19 protein-coding genes are annotated in these 20,432 nt (G+C 55.0%); 13 read left to right on the forward strand and 6 right to left on the reverse strand.

Features of this window, described 5'->3' with window-relative positions:
- The 12 genes from murD to mutT all read left to right on the forward strand — a co-directional run bounded on the left by murD (position 1) and on the right by mutT (position 14,397).
- Entirely contained in the window at positions 1–1,317 is a 1,317-nt protein-coding gene (murD, locus tag F384_RS00445) for a UDP-N-acetylmuramoyl-L-alanine--D-glutamate ligase (RefSeq protein ID WP_046475453.1), read from the forward strand.
- Positions 1,317–2,561, forward strand: a complete 1,245-nt coding sequence (ftsW, locus tag F384_RS00450; protein ID WP_046475456.1) for a cell division protein FtsW — start codon at positions 1,317–1,319, stop codon at positions 2,559–2,561. The genes murD and ftsW overlap by 1 nt, the downstream gene beginning before the upstream one ends.
- Positions 2,558–3,625: an undecaprenyldiphospho-muramoylpentapeptide beta-N-acetylglucosaminyltransferase gene (murG, locus tag F384_RS00455; protein ID WP_046475459.1), complete on the forward strand. Its 1,068-nt coding sequence runs from the start codon at positions 2,558–2,560 to the stop codon at positions 3,623–3,625. The genes ftsW and murG overlap by 4 nt, the downstream gene beginning before the upstream one ends.
- A gap of 53 nt (positions 3,626–3,678) precedes the next feature.
- Positions 3,679–5,154, forward strand: coding sequence for a UDP-N-acetylmuramate--L-alanine ligase (gene murC / locus F384_RS00460; protein WP_046475461.1), 1,476 nt, complete (start codon positions 3,679–3,681; stop codon positions 5,152–5,154).
- Entirely contained in the window at positions 5,147–6,067 is a 921-nt protein-coding gene (locus F384_RS00465; protein WP_046475463.1) for a D-alanine--D-alanine ligase, read from the forward strand. Before murC ends, F384_RS00465 begins: the two co-directional genes overlap by 8 nt.
- A 1-nt stretch (position 6,068) precedes the next feature.
- Complete coding sequence (gene ftsQ / locus F384_RS00470) at positions 6,069–6,899, forward strand: cell division protein FtsQ (protein ID WP_046475466.1); 831 nt, start codon at positions 6,069–6,071, stop codon at positions 6,897–6,899.
- Positions 6,896–8,158: a cell division protein FtsA gene (gene ftsA, locus F384_RS00475; RefSeq protein WP_003018755.1), complete on the forward strand. Its 1,263-nt coding sequence runs from the start codon at positions 6,896–6,898 to the stop codon at positions 8,156–8,158. The genes ftsQ and ftsA overlap by 4 nt, the downstream gene beginning before the upstream one ends.
- A 61-nt stretch (positions 8,159–8,219) precedes the next feature.
- Complete coding sequence (gene ftsZ, locus F384_RS00480; protein ID WP_004857884.1) at positions 8,220–9,371, forward strand: cell division protein FtsZ; 1,152 nt, start codon at positions 8,220–8,222, stop codon at positions 9,369–9,371.
- A gap of 100 nt (positions 9,372–9,471) precedes the next feature.
- The gene (gene lpxC, locus F384_RS00485; protein WP_046475491.1) at positions 9,472–10,389 is read left to right on the forward strand and encodes a UDP-3-O-acyl-N-acetylglucosamine deacetylase; all 918 of its coding nucleotides are present in this window, start codon (positions 9,472–9,474) and stop codon (positions 10,387–10,389) included.
- A 275-nt stretch (positions 10,390–10,664) separates the two neighbouring features.
- A complete protein-coding gene (secM, locus tag F384_RS00490) occupies positions 10,665–11,171 on the forward strand; it encodes a secA translation cis-regulator SecM (protein WP_046475494.1) in 507 nt (168 codons plus the stop codon).
- Positions 11,172–11,234: 63 nt separating this feature from the next.
- Positions 11,235–13,940 carry a preprotein translocase subunit SecA gene (secA, locus tag F384_RS00495; protein WP_046475497.1) on the forward strand — a complete coding sequence of 902 codons (2,706 nt, stop codon included), beginning with the start codon at positions 11,235–11,237 and terminating at the stop codon, positions 13,938–13,940.
- 58 nt (positions 13,941–13,998) lie between these two features.
- On the forward strand, positions 13,999–14,397 hold the full coding sequence (mutT, locus tag F384_RS00500; RefSeq protein WP_046475500.1) for an 8-oxo-dGTP diphosphatase MutT: 399 nt from the start codon (positions 13,999–14,001) through the stop codon (positions 14,395–14,397).
- A 64-nt stretch (positions 14,398–14,461) separates the two neighbouring features.
- On the opposite strand, the gene yacG is transcribed toward mutT, so the two are convergent.
- From yacG to coaE, 3 genes are read right to left on the reverse strand one after another with little or no spacing between them, the layout of a single operon-like run.
- The gene (gene yacG / locus F384_RS00505; protein WP_046475503.1) at positions 14,462–14,656 is read right to left on the reverse strand and encodes a DNA gyrase inhibitor YacG; all 195 of its coding nucleotides are present in this window, start codon (positions 14,654–14,656) and stop codon (positions 14,462–14,464) included.
- Between the two features lie 9 nt (positions 14,657–14,665).
- A complete protein-coding gene (zapD, locus tag F384_RS00510; protein WP_046475505.1) occupies positions 14,666–15,409 on the reverse strand; it encodes a cell division protein ZapD in 744 nt (247 codons plus the stop codon).
- Complete coding sequence (gene coaE / locus F384_RS00515) at positions 15,409–16,029, reverse strand: dephospho-CoA kinase (protein WP_046475508.1); 621 nt, start codon at positions 16,027–16,029, stop codon at positions 15,409–15,411. The genes zapD and coaE overlap by 1 nt, the downstream gene beginning before the upstream one ends.
- Positions 16,030–16,254: 225 nt before the next feature.
- Between coaE and F384_RS00520 the strand changes: the two genes are divergently transcribed.
- Positions 16,255–17,298: a GMP reductase gene (locus F384_RS00520; protein ID WP_046475511.1), complete on the forward strand. Its 1,044-nt coding sequence runs from the start codon at positions 16,255–16,257 to the stop codon at positions 17,296–17,298.
- 53 nt (positions 17,299–17,351) lie between these two features.
- On the opposite strand, the gene hofC is transcribed toward F384_RS00520, so the two are convergent.
- From hofC to ppdD, 3 genes are read right to left on the reverse strand one after another with little or no spacing between them, the layout of a single operon-like run.
- The gene (gene hofC / locus F384_RS00525) at positions 17,352–18,554 is read right to left on the reverse strand and encodes a protein transport protein HofC (RefSeq protein WP_046475514.1); all 1,203 of its coding nucleotides are present in this window, start codon (positions 18,552–18,554) and stop codon (positions 17,352–17,354) included.
- Positions 18,544–19,929 carry a type II secretion system protein GspE gene (gene gspE / locus F384_RS00530; protein ID WP_046475516.1) on the reverse strand — a complete coding sequence of 462 codons (1,386 nt, stop codon included), beginning with the start codon at positions 19,927–19,929 and terminating at the stop codon, positions 18,544–18,546. Before gspE ends, hofC begins: the two co-directional genes overlap by 11 nt.
- 9 nt (positions 19,930–19,938) lie before the next feature.
- Positions 19,939–20,376 carry a prepilin peptidase-dependent pilin gene (ppdD, locus tag F384_RS00535; RefSeq protein ID WP_046475519.1) on the reverse strand — a complete coding sequence of 146 codons (438 nt, stop codon included), beginning with the start codon at positions 20,374–20,376 and terminating at the stop codon, positions 19,939–19,941.
- Positions 20,377–20,432: the final 56 nt, after the last annotated feature.

Raw genomic sequence — 20,432 nt, forward strand, 5'->3', positions numbered from 1 at the left:
ATGGCTGATTACCAGGGTAAAAACGTCGTCATTATCGGTCTGGGGTTAACCGGACTCTCTTGCGTGGACTTTTTCCTCGCCCGCGGCGTAACCCCTCGTGTGATGGATACCCGTGCGACACCGCCGGGACTGGATAAGTTACCGGAAGCGGTAGAGCGCCATGTCGGCAGTCTGAACGATGACTGGTTGCTGGCAGCGGATCTAATTGTGGCAAGCCCTGGTATCGCCCTCGCGCATCCGTCACTGAGCGCTGCGGCTGATGCGGGCGTTGAGATCGTGGGTGATATCGAACTGTTCTGCCGTGAAGCGCAGGCGCCGATTGTCGCGATTACCGGCTCGAACGGGAAAAGCACCGTCACGACGCTGGTGGGTGAAATGGCGAAAGCGGCCGGTGTGAACGTCGGCGTTGGCGGCAACATTGGTTTGCCCGCGCTGATGCTGCTGGATGCAGAACGTGAACTGTATGTCCTTGAACTCTCCAGCTTCCAACTGGAAACCACGTTCAGCCTGCAGGCAGCGGCTGCCACTATTCTGAACGTCACCGAAGACCATATGGACAGGTATCCATTTGGTTTACAACAGTATCGTGCTGCAAAACTGCGCGTTTACGAGAATGCAAAGGTCTGCGTGGTCAATGCCGATGATGCGTTGACGATGCCGATTCGTGGTGCCGATGAGCGCTGTGTGAGCTTTGGCGTCAACATGGGTGATTATCACCTTAACCGTCAACAGGGCGAAACCTGGCTGCGGGTGAAGGGTGAGAAAGTGTTGAATGTGAAAGAGATGAAGCTTTCCGGTCAGCATAACTACACCAACGCCCTGGCGGCGCTGGCGCTGGCAGATGCGGTAGGTTTACCGCGCGCCAGCAGCCTGAAAGCGCTGACGACGTTTACCGGTCTGGCGCATCGTTTCCAGTTAGCGCTGGAGCATAACGGTGTGCGCTGGATTAACGACTCGAAGGCGACCAACGTCGGCAGCACTGAAGCCGCGCTGAACGGCCTGCACGTTGACGGTACGCTGCATCTGCTGCTGGGCGGCGATGGTAAATCGGCGGACTTCTCTTCGCTGAGTCGCTATCTGGAAGGCGATCGCGTGCGCTTGTACTGCTTTGGTCGCGATGGTGCGCAACTGGCGGCGCTGCGTCCGGAAATTGCGGAGCAAACCGAAACAATGGAAGAGGCGATGCGTCTGCTGGCGCCGCGTCTGCAGTCGGGCGATATGGTGCTGCTGTCTCCGGCCTGCGCCAGCCTCGATCAGTTTAAGAATTTTGAGCAACGGGGCGATGTCTTTACCCGTCTGGCGAAGGAGTTGGGTTGATGCGTTTATCTCTCCCTCGCCTGAGACTGCCGCACCTGCCGGGATTTGGCATCCTGGGATGGATCTTTGCGGCGCTCAAGGGCTGGGTGATGGGCTCGCGGGACAAAGATTCCGACAGTCTGATCATGTACGATCGCGTGCTGCTGTGGTTGACGTTAGGCCTCGCAGCGATCGGTTTTGTCATGGTGACGTCGGCATCCATGCCGGTAGGGCAACGTCTGGCGGGCGATCCGTTCCTGTTTGCCAAGCGTGATGCGCTCTATATTTTTCTGGCATTTTGTCTGGCGATGATCACGCTGCGTCTGCCTATGGAGTTCTGGCAGAAGTACAGCACCACGATGCTGATCGCCTCGATAATCATGCTGCTGATCGTCCTGGTAGTGGGGAGTTCGGTGAACGGGGCATCGCGTTGGATCGCATTAGGTCCTCTGCGTATTCAGCCAGCGGAATTTACTAAGCTGTCGCTGTTCTGCTATCTCGCGAACTATCTGGTGCGCAAGGTTGACGAAGTTCGTAATAACCTGCGTGGCTTCCTCAAGCCGATGGGCGTGATTTTGGTTCTGGCGATCCTGCTACTGGCGCAGCCCGATCTCGGTACGGTGGTGGTGCTGTTCGTGACCACGCTGGCGATGCTGTTTCTGGCCGGGGCGAAGCTGTGGCAGTTCATTGCCATCATCGGCATGGGAATTTCAGCGGTCGTGCTGCTGATCCTCGCCGAGCCTTATCGTATTCGCCGTGTGACCTCCTTCTGGAACCCGTGGGAGGATCCGTTTGGTAGCGGATACCAGCTTACCCAGTCGCTGATGGCATTCGGTCGCGGTGAAATGTGGGGGCAAGGGCTGGGCAACTCGGTGCAGAAACTGGAGTATCTGCCGGAAGCACATACCGACTTCATCTTCGCCATCATTGGGGAAGAACTGGGTTATATCGGTGTGGTATTGGCGCTTTTAATGGTATTCTTCGTCGCTTTTCGTGCGATGTCGATTGGCCGCAAAGCGCTGGAGATCGACCACCGTTTTTCCGGATTTTTGGCCTGTTCCATCGGTATTTGGTTTAGTTTTCAGGCACTGGTGAACGTCGGCGCGGCGGCAGGCATGCTGCCAACCAAAGGTCTGACGCTGCCGCTCATCAGTTACGGTGGCTCGAGTTTGCTGATTATGTCGACGGCCATCATGTTTTTGTTGCGAATTGATTATGAAACGCGTCTGGAAAAAGCGCAGGCGTTTACACGAGGTTCACGATGAGTGGTCAAGCGAAGCGGTTAATGGTGATGGCGGGCGGTACTGGCGGACACGTGTTCCCAGGACTGGCGGTCGCGCACCATTTAATGGCTCAGGGCTGGGAAGTTCGCTGGCTGGGCACCGCAGACCGTATGGAAGCGGATTTAGTCCCTAAGCATGGCATCGACATTGACTTCATCCGTATCTCAGGACTGCGCGGAAAAGGCGTGAAAGCGCTGTTGGCCGCCCCTTTGCGTATTTTCAACGCATGGCGTCAGGCGCGCGCAATCATGAAAAGTTTTAAACCCGACGTTGTGCTGGGGATGGGCGGTTATGTTTCCGGTCCCGGCGGTCTGGCCGCGTGGTCTCTGGGGATTCCGGTCGTGCTGCACGAGCAAAACGGTATCGCCGGGTTAACCAACAAATGGCTGGCGAAAATTGCCGCTAAGGTCATGCAGGCGTTTCCTGGCGCGTTTCCGAATGCGGAAGTGGTCGGTAACCCTGTACGCACCGACGTGCTGGCGCTGCCGCTACCGCAGGCGCGTCTGGCCGGACGTGAAGGTCCGATTCGCGTGCTGGTGGTTGGGGGATCGCAGGGCGCTCGCGTGCTGAATCAGACCCTGCCGCAGGTTGCCGCCAGACTGGGCGATGCGGTGACTATCTGGCATCAGAGCGGGAAAGGCTCGCAGCAGACCGTAGAACAGGCCTATGCCGACGCGGGACAACCGCAGCATAAGGTGACGGAATTTATTGATGACATGGCGGCCGCCTATGCGTGGGCCGATGTGGTGGTTTGTCGTTCTGGCGCATTAACGGTGAGTGAAATTGCCGCCGCCGGTTTACCAGCGCTGTTTGTGCCATTTCAACATAAAGACCGACAGCAGTACTGGAATGCGCTGCCGCTGGAAAAAGCGGGCGCAGCCAAAATTCTCGAGCAGCCGCAGTTTACGGTGGATGCCGTCGCCAACACCCTGTCCGGGTGGTCGCGAGAAAGCTTGTTAACCATGGCAGAACGTGCCCGCGCTGCATCCATTCCGGATGCCACCGAGCGTGTTGCAACTGAAGTGAGCCGGGCTGCCCGGGCGTAATTGTAGCGGTGCCTTTTGCATCGCAGAATTTAGTGAAGTTAATGGCGTAAAGAATGAATACACAACAATTGGCAAAACTGCGTTCCATCGTGCCCGAAATGCGTCGCGTTCGGCACATTCACTTTGTCGGCATCGGTGGTGCCGGTATGGGCGGTATTGCCGAAGTTCTGGCCAATGAAGGGTATCAGATCAGTGGTTCCGATTTAGCGCCAAACCCGGTGACGCAGCAGTTGATGAACCTGGGCGCGACGGTTTATTTCAACCATCGCCCGGAAAACGTGCGTGATGCGAGCGTGGTTGTGGTCTCCAGCGCTATCTCTGCCGATAACCCGGAAATTATAGCGGCGCACGACGCGCGTATTCCGGTGATCCGTCGTGCGGAGATGCTGGCGGAGCTGATGCGTTTTCGTCACGGCATCGCGATTGCCGGGACGCACGGCAAAACGACCACCACGGCGATGGTCTCCAGTATTTACGCGGAAGCGGGACTGGATCCGACCTTCGTTAACGGCGGTCTGGTGAAAGCGGCAGGTGTGCATGCGCGTCTGGGCCATAGCCGTTACTTAATTGCGGAAGCGGATGAGAGCGACGCGTCGTTCCTGCATCTGCAGCCGATGGTGGCGATTGTCACCAACATCGAAGCCGATCACATGGATACCTACCATGGCGACTTCGAGAATCTAAAGCAGACGTTTATTAATTTCCTGCATAACCTGCCGTTTTATGGTCGTGCGGTGATGTGTGTTGACGACCCGGTGATCCGCGAGCTACTGCCGCGCGTGGGCCGTCAGACCACGACGTACGGCTTTAGCGATGATGCCGATGTTCGCGTTGAAGATTATCAGCAGGTGGGTCCGCAGGGGCACTTCACCCTGCTGCGCCAGGGGATGCCCGATCTGCACGTAACGCTGAATGCTCCAGGTCGTCATAACGCCCTGAACGCGGCGGCGGCCGTGGCGGTGGCGACGGAAGAAGGTATTGCAGACGACGCAATCCTGCGCGCGCTGGAAAGCTTCCAGGGTACCGGTCGTCGTTTCGACTTCCTCGGTGAATACTCGCTTGAGCCGGTTAACGGCAAAGCCGGTACGGCAATGCTGGTGGATGATTACGGTCATCACCCAACGGAAGTGGATGCGACAATTAAAGCCGCACGTGCGGGCTGGCCGGACAAAAATCTGGTGATGCTGTTTCAGCCGCACCGTTTCACGCGTACGCGTGACCTGTATGACGATTTTGCCAACGTGCTGACCCAGGTTGATACGTTGCTGATGCTGGATGTGTACGCGGCGGGTGAAGCGCCGATTCCGGGAGCGGACAGCCGCTCGCTGTGTCGCACCATTCGCGGTCGCGGTAAAATCGACCCGATTCTGGTTTCCGATCCAGCGCAGGTTGCACAAATGCTGGCGCCGGTATTAACCGGCAACGATTTGATTCTGGTGCAGGGCGCGGGAAATATCGGCAAAATCGCGCGTTCCTTAGCTGAAATCAAATTGAAGCCGCAAATTCAGGAGGACGAACAACATGGCTGATAAAATCGCGGTCCTGCTGGGCGGTACCTCCGCTGAACGTGATGTGTCGCTGAATTCCGGTGCGGCGGTGCTGGCCGGATTACGTGAAGGTGGCGTGGATGCGCATCCGGTCGATCCGAAAGAGGTTGACGTTACGCTGCTGAAGTCGATGGGCTTTCAGAAAGTCTTTATCGCCCTGCATGGTCGCGGCGGGGAAGATGGAACCTTACAGGGGTTACTGGAACTGGTTGGCTTGCCTTATACCGGCAGCGGTGTGATGGCATCAGCAATCTCAATGGACAAACTGCGCAGCAAGTTACTGTGGCAAGGCGCGGGGTTACCCGTTGCGCCGTGGGTCGCGCTTACGCGGTCTCAGTTTGAAAAAGGCCTTAACGAAGAACAGGTTACAAAAATTTCTGCGCTGGGTTTACCGCTGATTGTGAAGCCCAGCCGTGAAGGGTCCAGCGTGGGAATGTCGAAAGTGTCAGAATATGACGCTTTACAGGATGCACTAACGCTGGCTTTTCAGCATGATGAAGACGTTCTGATCGAAAAATGGCTCAGCGGACCGGAATTTACAGTAGCGATACTGGGTGAAGAAATTTTACCCGCAATTCGTATCCAACCCGCTGGAACCTTCTATGATTATGAGGCGAAGTATCTGTCTGATGAGACACAGTATTTCTGTCCGGCAGGTCTGGAAAGCGAACAAGACGCTATTTTGCAGTCATTAGTGCTGAAAGCGTGGACAACCCTGGGTTGTAAAGGCTGGGGACGCATTGACGCGATGCTGGATAGCGATGGCCAGTTTTATCTGCTGGAAGCGAATACCTCTCCGGGGATGACCAGCCACAGCCTGGTGCCAATGGCGGCGCGTCAGGCGGGCATGAGCTTCTCGCAGTTGGTGGTACGAATTCTGGAGTTGGCGGACTGATATGTCGCAGGCAGCGCTGAACACGCGAAACAGTGAAGAAGAGGTTTCTTCCTCACGTCGCAATAATGGAATGCGTCTTGCAGGTATTTTCTTCCTGCTGACGGTGCTGTGTACCGTGCTGGTCAGCGGCTGGGTTGTGTTGGGGTGGATGGAAGATGCGCAGCGTTTGCCGCTGTCAAAGCTGGTGTTAACCGGTGAACGCCATTACACGAAGAATGATGATATTCGCCAGTCGATTCTGGCGCTGGGCGCACCTGGCACGTTTATGACCCAGGACGTGAATATCATCCAGAGTCAGATCGAACGCTTGCCGTGGATTAAGCAGGCCAGCGTCAGAAAGCAGTGGCCTGATGAATTGAAGATTCATCTGGTTGAATATGTGCCGATTGCGCGTTGGAATGATCAGCATATGGTAGACGCCGAAGGAAATGCCTTCAGCGTGCCGGCCGATCGCACCAGTAAGCAGGTTTTACCCATGTTATCTGGCCCGGAAGGCAGCGCGAGTGAGGTGTTGCAGGGGTATCGTGACATGTCGCAGGTGCTGGCGAAGGACCGGTTTACCCTGAAGGAAGCGGCAATGACCGCCCGTCGTTCCTGGCAGTTGACGCTCAATAACGATATTAAGCTCAATCTTGGCAGGGGCGACACGATGAAACGTTTGGCTCGCTTTGTAGAACTTTACCCGGTTTTACAGCAGCAGGCGCAAACCGATGGCAAACGGATTAGCTACGTTGATTTGCGTTATGACTCAGGAGCGGCAGTAGGGTGGGTTCCCTTACCTCCTGAGGAATCTAATCAGCAACAGAATCAGGTACAGGCAGAACAACAATGATCAAGGCGACGGACAGAAAACTGGTAGTTGGACTGGAGATTGGCACTGCGAAGGTTGCTGCTTTAGTAGGGGAAGTTCTGCCCGACGGTATGGTCAATATCATTGGCGTGGGTAGTTGTCCGTCACGGGGGATGGATAAAGGCGGGGTTAATGACCTCGAATCCGTGGTGAAATGCGTGCAGCGCGCCATTGATCAGGCAGAGCTGATGGCGGATTGCCAAATCTCCTCGGTCTACCTGGCGCTTTCGGGCAAACATATTAGCTGTCAGAATGAAATCGGCATGGTGCCGATTTCGGAAGAAGAAGTGACGCAGGAAGACGTGGAAAACGTCGTGCATACCGCGAAATCAGTGCGCGTTCGCGATGAGCACCGGGTTCTGCACGTGATCCCGCAGGAATATGCGATTGACTACCAGGAAGGCATCAAAAATCCTGTCGGTCTTTCCGGCGTACGTATGCAGGCAAAGGTGCATTTGATCACCTGCCACAACGATATGGCGAAAAACATTGTCAAAGCCGTTGAACGTTGTGGTCTGAAAGTTGACCAATTGATATTTGCCGGACTGGCGGCCAGTTATTCCGTGTTGACGGAAGATGAGCGTGAACTGGGCGTCTGCGTCGTGGATATTGGTGGTGGTACAATGGATATCGCCGTTTATACTGGCGGGGCTTTGCGCCACACCAAAGTGATCCCTTATGCCGGGAATGTGGTCACCAGCGACATCGCGTATGCCTTCGGCACGCCGCCGAGTGACGCCGAAGCGATTAAAGTTCGCCACGGCTGCGCGCTGGGATCCATTGTCGGCAAAGACGAAAGTGTTGAAGTGCCAAGCGTCGGTGGACGTCCGCCGCGCAGTCTGCAACGACAGACGCTGGCAGAGGTGATTGAGCCGCGTTATACCGAACTGCTCAACCTGGTCAACGAAGAGATATTGCAATTACAGGAACAGCTTCGCCAGCAGGGTGTGAAACATCATCTGGCGGCGGGGATTGTACTGACCGGTGGCGCGGCGCAAATTGAAGGTCTTGCTGCCTGTGCCCAGCGCGTGTTCCATACGCAAGTGCGTATCGGTGCGCCGCTGAATATTACCGGTCTGACGGATTACGCTCAGGAGCCGTATTACTCAACGGCGGTGGGGCTGCTTCACTACGGGAAAGAGTCCCATTTAAGTGGCGAAGCTGAAGTAGAGAAACGTGTTACGGCTTCAGTTGGCTCTTGGATTAAACGTCTTAACAGCTGGCTGCGAAAAGAGTTTTAATTTTTTATGAGGCCGGCGAAAATTACGGCCTCAGGCGACAGGCACAACGGAGAGAGAAACTATGTTTGAACCTATGGAACTGACCAACGACGCGGTGATTAAAGTCATCGGCGTCGGTGGCGGCGGCGGTAATGCCGTTGAACACATGGTGCGCGAGCGCATTGAGGGTGTTGAATTCTTCGCGGTAAATACCGACGCTCAGGCGTTGCGAAAGACGGCGGTTGGCCAGACTATCCAGATCGGTAGCGGTATTACCAAAGGTCTGGGTGCGGGTGCGAACCCGGAAGTCGGTCGCAATGCAGCGGATGAAGATCGTGAAGCTCTGCGTGCAGCGCTTGACGGTGCAGACATGGTGTTTATCGCAGCAGGCATGGGCGGCGGTACCGGTACCGGTGCAGCGCCAGTGGTTGCTGAAGTGGCTAAAGATTTAGGGATCCTGACCGTTGCGGTCGTGACCAAGCCTTTCAATTTTGAAGGCAAAAAGCGTATGGCTTTCGCGGAGCAGGGGATCACTGAGCTGTCCAAGCATGTGGACTCGCTGATCACTATCCCGAACGACAAACTGCTGAAAGTACTGGGTCGCGGTATCTCTCTGCTCGACGCATTTGGCGCGGCGAACGACGTGCTGAAAGGCGCAGTGCAGGGTATCGCTGAACTGATTACCCGTCCGGGTCTGATGAACGTCGACTTTGCTGACGTGCGTACCGTGATGTCCGAAATGGGCTACGCGATGATGGGTTCCGGCGTGGCGAGCGGTGAAGACCGTGCGGAAGAAGCCGCTGAAATGGCGATCTCTTCTCCATTGCTGGAAGATATCGATCTGTCTGGCGCGCGTGGCGTGCTGGTCAACATCACGGCGGGCTTCGACCTGCGTCTGGATGAGTTCGAAACCGTGGGTAACACCATCCGTGCTTTTGCATCGGATAACGCGACTGTGGTTATCGGTACTTCCCTGGACCCGGATATGAACGACGAGCTGCGTGTCACCGTGGTGGCAACCGGTATTGGTATGGACAAACGTCCTGAAATCACTCTGGTCACCAACAAACAGGTGCAGCAGCCGGTGATGGATCGTTACCAGCAGCACGGCATGGCGCCGTTGACGCAAGAGCAGAAACCGGTCGCAAAAGTGGTGAACGACAATACGCCGCAAACCGCGAAAGAGCCGGATTATCTGGATATCCCTGCGTTCCTGCGTAAGCAAGCTGATTAAGAATCGGCTGGAATTTGGGATTCGAGGCTCTTTGTGCTAAACTGGCCCACCGAATGTATAGTACACTTCGGTTGGATAGGTAATTTGGCGAGATTATACGATGATCAAACAAAGGACACTTAAACGTATCGTTCAGGCGACTGGCGTCGGTTTGCATACCGGCAAGAAAGTCACCCTGACATTACGCCCTGCGCCGGCCAACACCGGGGTCATCTATCGTCGCACCGACTTGAATCCACCGGTAGATTTCCCGGCCGATGCCAAATCTGTGCGTGATACCATGCTCTGTACGTGTCTGGTTAACGAGCATGATGTACGGATTTCGACCGTAGAGCACCTTAATGCTGCTCTGGCGGGTCTGGGTATCGATAACATTGTTATCGAAGTCGATGCTCCGGAAATCCCGATCATGGATGGCAGTGCTGCTCCGTTCGTCTACCTGCTGCTTGACGCCGGTATTGAAGAACTGAACAGCGCCAAGAAATTTGTTCGCATCAAAGAGACCGTTCGGGTCGAAGATGGTGACAAGTGGGCCGAGTTCAGACCGTACAATGGTTTTACGTTGGATTTCACCATCGACTTTAACCATCCGGCGATCGACTCCAGCACGCAGCGCTATGCGATGAATTTCTCAGCTGATGCATTCATGCGCCAGATTAGCCGCGCGCGTACTTTCGGTTTCATGCGTGATATCGAATATCTGCAGTCCCGTGGCCTGTGCCTGGGCGGCAGCTTCGATTGTGCCATCGTTGTTGACGATTATCGCGTACTGAACGAAGACGGCCTGCGTTTTGAAGATGAATTCGTTCGTCACAAAATGCTCGACGCCATTGGCGACCTGTTCATGTGTGGTCACAACATTATCGGTGCATTTACCGCGTATAAATCCGGTCATGCACTGAATAACAAACTGTTACAGGCAGTCCTGGCAAAACAGGAAGCCTGGGAATTTGTGACCTTCCAGGACGACGCAGAACTGCCGCTGGCTTTCAAAGCGCCTTCGACCGTACTGGCATAACGACACAGGTAGTCGCATAAATTCGACTGGTTAATCTGGCACTCTCTCCGGCCAGGTGGGCCAGTCGTTTTTTTTGGCATTTTTTGCCCTGTCTGGCGCCAACGCCGCCATTCCGTATCATTCTTTAGCATACTGAATCGCGATGCTGTGCGAACGCTGCTTTCTTAAGCACTTTTACCTGCAACTTCTCATCAATACTGCTGTAGTGCCTGCGCATTAATGATAAGATTTGTGCGCAAAAACGTTTTGAATAACACGATTGGGAAGGCAATAACGTGAGTGGAATACTGACGCGCTGGCGACAGTTAGGTAGACGCTACTTCTGGCCGCATCTCTTATTAGGGATGGTCGCGGCGAGTTTTGGCATGCCTGCGCTCGGAAACACCGTTGAGCCGACGACGCCTGCAAAGGCGGCAGCAAGCAGCCACGAGCAGCGTGTTAAAGTCAATTTCAGTCAACTGGCGCTGCTGGAAACGAGCAATCGCCGACCCAATTTCACCGTCGACTACTGGCATCAGCATGCTATTCGCACGGTCATCCGTCATCTTTCCTTCGCAATGGCCCCGCAGGCGCTGCCCGTTGCTGAAGAACCGTTACCGCTTCAGGCACACCATTTAGCCTTACTGAACACGCTCAGCGCGATGCTGACTCAGGAAGGTACGCCTTCGGCAAGTGCGCCGCGCATAACGTATGCCCATTTTACGCCTCAGGCCGTATTCACCGTTCCCGCCTGGATCAGTCAGGCGCAGGGGATTCGCGCCGGCCCTCAACGCCTCAGCTAAAAAAACCAATAAACTTCAACTAATTATTATGACCCCACATCGCGGGGCGTTTGAGATTTTAATATGCTAATCAAATTATTAACCAAAGTATTCGGTAGCCGTAACGATCGTACGTTGCGTCGTATGCGTAAAGCGGTTGTAGCGATCAATGCCATGGAACCGGAGATGGAAAAACTCTCCGATGACGAACTGAAAGCAAAAACCAGTGAATTCCGCGCGCGTCTGGAAAAAGGCGAAACCGTGGAAAGCCTGATCCCGGAAGCCTTTGCCGTCGTACGTGAAGCCAGTAAGCGCGTCTTTGGTATGCGTCACTTCGACGTTCAGTTGCTCGGTGGGATGGTACTTAACGAGCGCTGCATCGCGGAAATGCGTACCGGTGAAGGTAAAACCCTGACCGCAACGCTGCCCGCTTACCTGAACGCGCTAAGCGGCAAAGGTGTTCACGTGGTTACCGTGAACGACTATCTGGCGCAGCGTGACGCCGAAAACAACCGTCCGCTGTTCGAATTCCTCGGTATGACCGTCGGCATCAACCTGCCGGGCATGCCTGCGCCAGCCAAGCGCGAAGCTTACGCCGCAGACATTACTTACGGCACCAACAACGAATATGGTTTTGACTATCTGCGTGACAACATGGCGTTCAGCCCTGAAGAGCGCGTACAGCGTAAACTGCACTATGCGCTGGTGGATGAAGTCGACTCCATCCTGATCGATGAAGCGCGTACGCCGCTGATCATTTCCGGCCCGGCTGAAGACAGCTCGGAAATGTACAAGAAAGTGAACAAAATCATCCCGTATCTGATTCGCCAGGAGAAAGAAGACTCCGACAGCTTCCAGGGGGAAGGTCACTTCTCTGTGGATGAAAAAGCGCGTCAGGTCAACCTGACCGAACGCGGTCTGGTGCTGATTGAAGAACTGCTGGTGAAAGAAGGCATTATGGATGAGGGTGAGTCTCTGTACTCTCCGGGTAACATCATGCTGATGCACCACGTGACGGCTGCGCTGCGCGCGCACGCGCTGTTCACTCGCGACGTTGACTACATCGTGAAAGACGGTGAAGTCATCATCGTTGACGAACATACCGGTCGTACCATGCAGGGCCGTCGCTGGTCTGATGGTCTGCACCAGGCGGTTGAAGCGAAAGAAGGTGTGGAAATCCAGAACGAGAACCAGACGCTGGCCTCGATCACCTTCCAGAACTACTTCCGTTTGTATGAAAAACTGGCCGGTATGACCGGTACCGCAGATACTGAAGCATTCGAGTTCAGCTCAATCTACAAACTGGATACCGTGGTGGTGCCGACCAACCGTCCGATGATCCGTAAGGACATGCCGGACCTGGTCTACATGACCGAAGCGGAAAAAATTCAGGCCATTATTGAAGATATCAAAGAGCGTAGCGCCAATGGTCAGCCGGTGCTGGTGGGGACTATCTCCATCGAGAAATCCGAAGTGGTTTCTAACGAACTGACCAAAGCCGGTATCAAACACAACGTTCTGAACGCCAAATTCCACGCCAACGAAGCGGCTATCGTCGCGCAAGCGGGCTATCCGGCGGCAGTGACCATCGCCACCAACATGGCCGGTCGTGGTACGGATATCGTGCTGGGCGGTAGCTGGCAGGCAGAAGTGGCCGCGCTGGAAGACCCAACGCCAGAGCAGATCGCACAGATTAAAGCTGACTGGCAGGTTCGTCATGAAGCCGTGCTGGCGTCCGGTGGTCTGCACATCATCGGTACTGAGCGTCATGAATCTCGCCGTATCGATAACCAGCTGCGCGGTCGTTCTGGTCGCCAGGGGGATGCGGGTTCTTCACGTTTCTACCTGTCGATGGAAGATGCGTTGATGCGTATTTTTGCCTCTGACCGCGTGTCCGGCATGATGCGTAAACTGGGGATGAAACCGGGCGAGGCCATTGAGCACCCGTGGGTCACTAAAGCCATTGCCAACGCGCAGCGTAAAGTGGAAAGCCGCAACTTCGATATTCGTAAGCAACTGCTGGAATATGATGATGTTGCCAACGATCAGCGTCGTGCGATCTATTCCCAGCGTAACGAACTGCTGGACGTGAGCGACGTTAGCGAAACCATCAACAGCATTCGTGAAGACGTGTTCAAAACCACCCTTGATGTTTACATTCCGCCGCAGTCTCTGGAAGAAATGTGGGATATCCCGGGGCTGCAGGAACGTCTGAAAAATGACTTCGATCTGGAAATGCCGATCGCTGAATGGCTGGATAAAGAGCCGGAGCTGCATGAAGAGACGCTGCGTGAGCGTATTCTGGCGCAGGCCATCGAAGTGTATCAGCGCAAAGAAGAGGTGGTTGGCGCAGAGATGATGCGTCACTTCGAAAAAGGCGTCATGCTGCAAACGCTTGATTCCCTGTGGAAAGAGCACCTGGCGGCAATGGATTACCTGCGTCAGGGTATCCACCTGCGCGGCTATGCGCAGAAAGATCCGAAGCAGGAATATAAGCGTGAATCCTTCTCGATGTTTGCCTCCATGCTGGAAACACTGAAATACGAAGTGATCAGTACGCTGAGCAAAGTTCAGGTACGCATGCCGGAAGAAGTCGAAGCGATGGAGCAACAGCGTCGTGAAGAAGCGGAGCGCTTAGCCCAGATGCAGCAACTGAGCCATCAGGACGACGACAGCGCCGCCGCGGCCGATCTGGCGGCGCAAACGGGCGAACGTAAAGTGGGTCGTAACGATCCGTGTCCGTGTGGTTCCGGTAAAAAATACAAACAATGCCACGGCCGTCTGAGCTAAGATCTAAATAATCACGACGAGGCGCAGGAAACTGCGCCTTTTTTATGGATACGACAATATGAAAAAACTCAATATCGCCGTCGGGATTATCCGTAATCCGTATAACGAAATTTTTATCACCCAGCGTGCGGCCGATGCGCACATGGCGAACAAACTGGAATTTCCTGGCGGCAAGATTGAAGCCGGAGAGACACCGGAGCAGGCGCTGAGTCGCGAGCTACAGGAAGAGGTGGGGATCACGCCGGTAGACGCCACGCTTTTCGAGAAACTGGAATATCAGTTTCCGGACAGGCATATCACGCTGTGGTTCTGGCTGGTCGAAAGCTGGAAAGGCGAGCCGTGGGGAAAAGAGGGGCAGCCTGGAAAATGGATTGCCGCCGGGGCGTTGCAGGCGGAGGATTTCCCTCCGGCGAATGAACCAGTCATCATGAAATTGGTTCAAACCGCTCAGGCCTGATAAGCCGACGCCGGGATCCGGCAAATCACGGTGGGGGCGCCGTTGTCCCCCACACCGTCTGTGCTTACTCTTTCGTTTCGCTCCAGTCGTCGCTATCGGACAAATCACTACTGCTGGCAATGCGTTTTTCTTCAGCGGCCCATTCGCCTAAATCGATCAACTGGCAACGTTTGCAACAAAATGGGCGGAATGGACTGACTTCACCCCATACAACCGTTTTGCCGCAGGTGGGGCAGTTTACGGTGAACGTCTCTGACATTTTAACTCCTTAACAGCAGGCCAGTTCGAAATCGAGGCGCTCTGGTACCACGCCATTGTCGCTATCGAGCGGCATAAAACGGATCGCAAAACGGCTTTTGTGGCCGGAAATTTGCGGATAAAGCTGTAAACCCAGCGGCAACTGCAGGCGCAGTAAATCCGCGTCCTCCCCGTTATCCTGATAAAACCCGTTCAGGCTGGTTTGTTTACGAAACGGTGCCGAGTTGCGAATGAGATCAAGGATCAGGGTCAGCGCCTGGTTCAGCGGGTTCAGACTGGCAAGCCAGCTATCAACCTGTGCATCGCGCTGCGCCTGCGGCATATGCAGCCAGATATGCAGCGTCGGTAAATCAAAGCTACAGCATCCGCCAGGAATGCTCAGACGCTGGCGAACCAGGGCAATCAGCCGGTCCTCACGCAAAAATTGCCCCATGCGTGGCGCGGAAATCAAAATACTGCCAGCCGTTTTTAACTGCTGGCGCAGTGCATCAATACGGCTCTGGTCGACGCCCGGCACTTCCATCCATGCCTGAAGTTTACGCTGCTGGCGCTCAAGCTCTTTCAGTAATTCTGTACGCACTTCACCACGTTCGAATACGTCCAACAAATCTCCGGCATTACGAAAGAAGTGCAGGGCATCTGAATGATCTGCGATCGGTAAGCGGGAAGAGAGCTGTTGAATCAGAAACTCAATGCGCAACCACGTGCGCATCTTCTCATTGAGTGGGTGTTCAAAAAGGACCTGGGTGTGCATTACGGTTTTTCCTGTGAGACAAACTGCGACGCAAGCTGGAGATAACGTGCGTGCAGGCGGGCGACATCCGACATGATGGAATCTGGTGCGCCATTATTATCAATAACATCGTCTGCCACGGCAAGGCGCGCTTCACGCGACGCCTGGGCAGCGAGAATCTGTTCAACGTGCGCGCGCGTAACGTCGTCGCGCTGCATGGTCCGGGAAAGCTGTGTCTCGACGGTAACATCGACCACGAGCACGCGATTTGCCTGACGATAAAGGCCATTTTCAACCAGTAATGGCACTACCCACAGCACATACGCAGACGTCGCCTGCTGAAACTGACGTCGGGTCTCCTGCTGGATGAGCGGATGAAGCAAGGCATTGAGCCAGGCTTTCTCTTGCGGACGGGCAAAAATCCGTTCGCGAAGCAGACGGCGATGCAGCGTACCGTCTGCGGTAATGAGCTCCGGGCCAAAATGTTCTGCAATCGCATCCAGCGCAGGCTTGCCCGGTTCAACGACCTGACGGGCAATAATATCTGCATCAATTATCTGAATTCCGAGGTCAGCAAAGGCATTCGCAACAGTGCTTTTACCACTGCCAATGCCGCCAGTTAAGGCTACTGTATACCTCATAAGCTCGCTTCCCGGGAATTCACTTTGATAATCAATTGGTTAAAGTTTGAACGTGCACTGGCGATGATGATTTCGGACATGCCTGTCATTCGCCAGGTAAATTTATGGGATTGTAGCGTAAAAAAAGAGAATTTCGCAGTCTTGCGCGGCATTGATTAGTGCGTATGATAACGTCACTGGAGTTGCGCTCTCATACTAATAGCCCTTAACCCCAGGAATCCGCACATGCGTATTGAAGAAGATCTGAAGTTAGGTTTTAAAGACGTTCTAATCCGCCCTAAGCGTTCTACCCTTAAAAGTCGTTCCGATGTTGAGCTGGAACGTCAATTCACCTTTAAACATTCAGGTCAGACCTGGTCCGGCGTTCCTGTTATTGCGGCAAACATGGATACCGTCGGAACATTCGCGATGGCAACGGCTCTCGCCTCTTTCGACGTTCTGACCGCCGTTCATAAGCATTATACCGTTGAAGACTGGGCGGCCTTTGTTGGCGCGGCGTCAGCTGATGTGCTCAAGCACGTCATGGTCTCTACCGGTACGTCTGATGCGGATTTCGAAAAGACCCAACAGATTCTGGCGCTGAATCCGGCACTGAATTTTGTCTGCATCGATGTCGCAAACGGCTACTCTGAACACTTCGTTCAGTTCGTGTCGAAAGCACGTGAAGCCTGGCCGACCAAGACCATTTGCGCCGGTAACGTGGTGACGGGCGAAATGTGTGAAGAACTGGTTCTGTCTGGCGCGGATATCGTTAAAGTCGGGATTGGTCCGGGTTCCGTCTGCACCACCCGTGTGAAAACCGGTGTCGGTTATCCGCAACTGTCTGCGGTGATTGAATGTGCTGATGCGGCGCATGGCCTGGGCGGGATGATTGTCAGTGATGGTGGTTGCACCATGCCTGGCGATGTGGCGAAAGCGTTCGGCGGCGGCGCAGATTTCGTGATGCTCGGCGGTATGCTGGCCGGTCACGAAGAGAGCGGCGGTAAAGTCGTTGAAGAAAACGGCGAAAAATTCATGCTGTTCTACGGCATGAGTTCCGAATCCGCTATGACCCGTCATGTCGGCGGCGTTGCGCAGTATCGTGCGGCGGAAGGGAAAACCGTCAAGCTGCCGCTGCGTGGTCCGGTGGAAAACACCGCGCGTGATATTCTTGGCGGCCTGCGTTCTGCCTGCACCTACGTCGGTGCCTCTCGTCTGAAAGAACTGACCAAACGTACGACGTTTATCCGGGTTCAGGAACAAGAAAACCGCGTTTTCAATAGCCTGTAACCTCCTGTACTGGCGCTGTATTCAGCGCCAGTTCTGCTTTCGACGTCCCTTCGTTATCCCACTCCACTCATCGCATCGCCCAGATGAAAAATTGGCAAATACATCGCCACGACCAGCGTGCCGATGATAAGCCCGGTAATTACCAGCAGCGCCGGTTCCAGTAACGCCGCCAGATTATCAGCCATTGCCTGAGTATGTTCATCATGATGTCGGGCGAGATTGCGCAGCATGGTATCCAGCGAGCCAGAGGCTTCGCCTGTTCTGACCAGTTGCAGACACAGCGGGCTAAATTCTTCCGCGTTTTTGAGTGCCTGCCAGACGGGAACGCCGGTACTGATATCGTGCTGTACCTGTGCCAGACGTCGTGCCCAGTAGGGACATTGAATGGTCTCTTTCACGCTCTCAAGCGCGGGTAAAAATGCGATCCCCGCCGTCTGCGTCAACGCGAGGATGGTAAAGATTTGCGTGAGCTTCTGGCCTCTGATCAGCTCTCCCATCACGGGCATGCGAAGTAAGCCGCGCTGGCGCAGAATTTGCCAGCCGGGCTTTCGGCTCAGCAGACTGTTGGCCGCAATCAGAATGATGGTCATCAGGACAATCAGCCCGCCCCAGCGTTGACTCCAGTCGGCAAACGTGATGATCCCCTGGGTGAGCGCAGGCAGCGGCGTGTTAAAGGTTCGGTAAATGGCGGCAAATTCTGGCAGAACAAAATGGAGCATTGCCAGCACCACCATCACCGCCATCGTTAAAATAATGATGGGGTAACGCAGCGCTTTTTTGACCTTATCGGTTAGCTGCTTTTGCGCCTTTTGCTGTCGGGCGAGTTCAAAGCAGCACTCATCCAGTTTCCCGGTCAGTTCACCGGTGCGTATCATCGCCTGGTACAGCGGCGGAAAAACGTCAGGCCACTGCGCCAGCGCGCTGGAAAGCGGCATACCGTGTTCCAGTTCGTGCGCAAGGCTCCCTAACAGTGCTTGCCACTGTTTACTGGGTTGCTGTCCGGCAAGCAGTTCCAGCGCTTCGGAGAGCGTTAGCCCCGCTTTTAGCAGCGTCGCGAGTTGGTGAATGACTTCCGTACATTGGTTACTGCGCCAGAGCGCACGCTTTACGCGTAGAGATTTCACGCGCAGAGGCGTTACCTGACGCTGTTCCAGTTCCCGCATCAGCAGGAGCCGATTTTCTGCCCAGCAGGTTCCTTCCCCGGCCAGTCCATCACGATGCATTCCCTGCCAGTACCACAGCTTTTTAGTGATCATCTGGCATACCCAGAATGCGCACCAGTTCTTCAAAGGTCGTCAGTCCTTGATCGACGGCGCGACACCCGCTTTCAAAGAGGGTGCTCATTCCTGCCCGTTTCGCATGGGTTTCTAAGGTTGCTGCTGAGGTGTCGTTGGCAATCTGATGACGCAGTTCGGCGGTGATCGCGAGCAGTTCAAACAGCGCTGCGCGACCGTAAAATCCGTGATAGCAGTGTTCGCAGCCAACCGCCTGCCAGCGGGGCAGTGGCGTTGGATACCATGCGGGCGGTAAGCGGATGGGATCGTCGCCAAGTCGGCGGCAGTGTGGACACAGTTTTCTGACCAGTCGCTGCGCGACCACTAAGGTCAACGCGGAAGAGAGCATCCAGCGCGCCACGCCCATCTGCTGCAAGCGCACCAGCGCTTCGCAGGTTGAGTTGGTATGCAGCGTGGAAAGCACCAGATGCCCGGTCTGTGCGGCTTTAATGGCAATTTCTGCGGTTTCGCCGTCGCGGATCTCGCCCACCATGATGACATCGGGATCCTGACGTAGCAGTGCCCGCAATACGCCCTGAAAGGTGAGCCCGGCACGCGGATGGATCTGCGTCTGATTGATACCGTCGAGGGGAATTTCCACGGGATCTTCAACGCTACACAGGTTCACCTCCGGCGCATTCCGTGTTTGTAATGCGCTATAAAGGGTTACGGTTTTACCGCTGCCCGTGGGACCGGTGACAAGGATCAGCCCTTGTGGCTGTTGCAGGGCGTTGATAAAGGCAGAGAGCTGCGTGTCGTGCATACCCAGCATGGAGACATCCAGTGCCTGATTCACCTGATGCAGCAACCGCAGCACTACTTTTTCGCCATAACGGCAGGGAAGCGTGGCGATACGAAACGAGACGGCAGCGCCGTTCAGCTCAACGGCGAATTGCCCATCCTGTGGTAGGCGATGCTCCGCAATATCCAGATGGCTTAACACTTTCAGGCGTGCTGTCAGGGCAATGCCGGTCTCTTTGGCGATATCGGGTAAGCTATGCAGCACGCCGTCCACCCGTAAGCGGAGGCGAACGTGATGCTCTGCGGGTTCTATGTGGATGTCTGAGGCCCGTTTCGCCAGCGCGCTCTGTAATGTTTTATCCAGCAAAACTGCGGCGCTGACGCTGCTTTCAGGAACCACGGACGGCAGCGTGGGTGAGGACTGATGCTGGTGTTGCTCCATTTGCTGACGCGTCCAGCAGGCAATCTCAATGCGGCGAGTCGTGGCGAAATGCAGGGCGTCCAGCAGTTCATGAGAAGGGGCATCTTCGACGGCAATGTGTACCGCATCGTTGTTGGCATCCAGTAATATCCCCTGGTAGCGCTGACATAGCGCGCTGAGTTGCGTCGTGTTCATGGCGCTTCCTTAGTGGCTATCAAAGCGAAAGACGTCTTCGCAGGCCTGTTTTAACGCGCTGTCATTTTGGGTATTGCAGTTACGCGTCCAGCCCGTAATGCCATCTGCTTTGTCCCACCCTGGCGTCATGATGACGCTAAGCCCGTTCAGACTTTCCTGGCCGGTAAGCGAAACTACCCCATTCTCAATGCTCATTTCCGAGACATAGCGTGTCGTCGTTGCCGAGGGAATGCCGTTGACGCCTGCGTCGCAGGTATCCGTACCGCCATGCTCCAGGGCGCAGAGTTCGACGGCGGTGCGGTAGGGGACAAAAGTTTGCAGCATGTCGGTCAGCGCCGCCTTGCGCAGATAGTTCTGATAGGCCGGAATGCCGATGGCGCTGAGGATAGCGATAATGCCGATTACGACCATCAGTTCAATAAGAGTAAATCCGCGTTGTTTATCCATTGTTCGCTCCTTGAGTGAGTGGATGTCACTTTGGCAAACGCGGGGGCGGCGGGCGA

This window comes from Citrobacter amalonaticus Y19 (genome assembly GCF_000981805.1).
Classification (GTDB): Bacteria; Pseudomonadota; Gammaproteobacteria; order Enterobacterales; family Enterobacteriaceae; genus Citrobacter_A; species Citrobacter_A amalonaticus_C.

Excerpts from the sequence above, each read along its gene's own strand:
- murD (WP_046475453.1), top strand. The coding sequence starts at position 1 with ATGGCTGATTACCAGGGTAAAAACGTCGTCATTATCGGTCTGGGGTTA.
- ftsW (WP_046475456.1), top strand. The coding sequence starts at position 1,317 with ATGCGTTTATCTCTCCCTCGCCTGAGACTGCCGCACCTGCCGGGATTT.
- murG (WP_046475459.1), top strand. The coding sequence starts at position 2,558 with ATGAGTGGTCAAGCGAAGCGGTTAATGGTGATGGCGGGCGGTACTGGC.
- murC (WP_046475461.1), top strand. The coding sequence starts at position 3,679 with ATGAATACACAACAATTGGCAAAACTGCGTTCCATCGTGCCCGAAATG.
- F384_RS00465 (WP_046475463.1), top strand. The coding sequence starts at position 5,147 with ATGGCTGATAAAATCGCGGTCCTGCTGGGCGGTACCTCCGCTGAACGT.
- ftsQ (WP_046475466.1), top strand. The coding sequence starts at position 6,069 with ATGTCGCAGGCAGCGCTGAACACGCGAAACAGTGAAGAAGAGGTTTCT.
- ftsA (WP_003018755.1), top strand. The coding sequence starts at position 6,896 with ATGATCAAGGCGACGGACAGAAAACTGGTAGTTGGACTGGAGATTGGC.
- ftsZ (WP_004857884.1), top strand. The coding sequence starts at position 8,220 with ATGTTTGAACCTATGGAACTGACCAACGACGCGGTGATTAAAGTCATC.
- lpxC (WP_046475491.1), top strand. The coding sequence starts at position 9,472 with ATGATCAAACAAAGGACACTTAAACGTATCGTTCAGGCGACTGGCGTC.
- secA (WP_046475497.1), top strand. The coding sequence starts at position 11,235 with ATGCTAATCAAATTATTAACCAAAGTATTCGGTAGCCGTAACGATCGT.
- mutT (WP_046475500.1), top strand. The coding sequence starts at position 13,999 with ATGAAAAAACTCAATATCGCCGTCGGGATTATCCGTAATCCGTATAAC.
- yacG (WP_046475503.1), bottom strand. The coding sequence starts at position 14,656 with ATGTCAGAGACGTTCACCGTAAACTGCCCCACCTGCGGCAAAACGGTT.
- zapD (WP_046475505.1), bottom strand. The coding sequence starts at position 15,409 with ATGCACACCCAGGTCCTTTTTGAACACCCACTCAATGAGAAGATGCGC.
- coaE (WP_046475508.1), bottom strand. The coding sequence starts at position 16,029 with ATGAGGTATACAGTAGCCTTAACTGGCGGCATTGGCAGTGGTAAAAGC.
- F384_RS00520 (WP_046475511.1), top strand. The coding sequence starts at position 16,255 with ATGCGTATTGAAGAAGATCTGAAGTTAGGTTTTAAAGACGTTCTAATC.
- hofC (WP_046475514.1), bottom strand. The coding sequence starts at position 18,554 with ATGATCACTAAAAAGCTGTGGTACTGGCAGGGAATGCATCGTGATGGA.
- gspE (WP_046475516.1), bottom strand. The coding sequence starts at position 19,929 with ATGAACACGACGCAACTCAGCGCGCTATGTCAGCGCTACCAGGGGATA.
- ppdD (WP_046475519.1), bottom strand. The coding sequence starts at position 20,376 with ATGGATAAACAACGCGGATTTACTCTTATTGAACTGATGGTCGTAATC.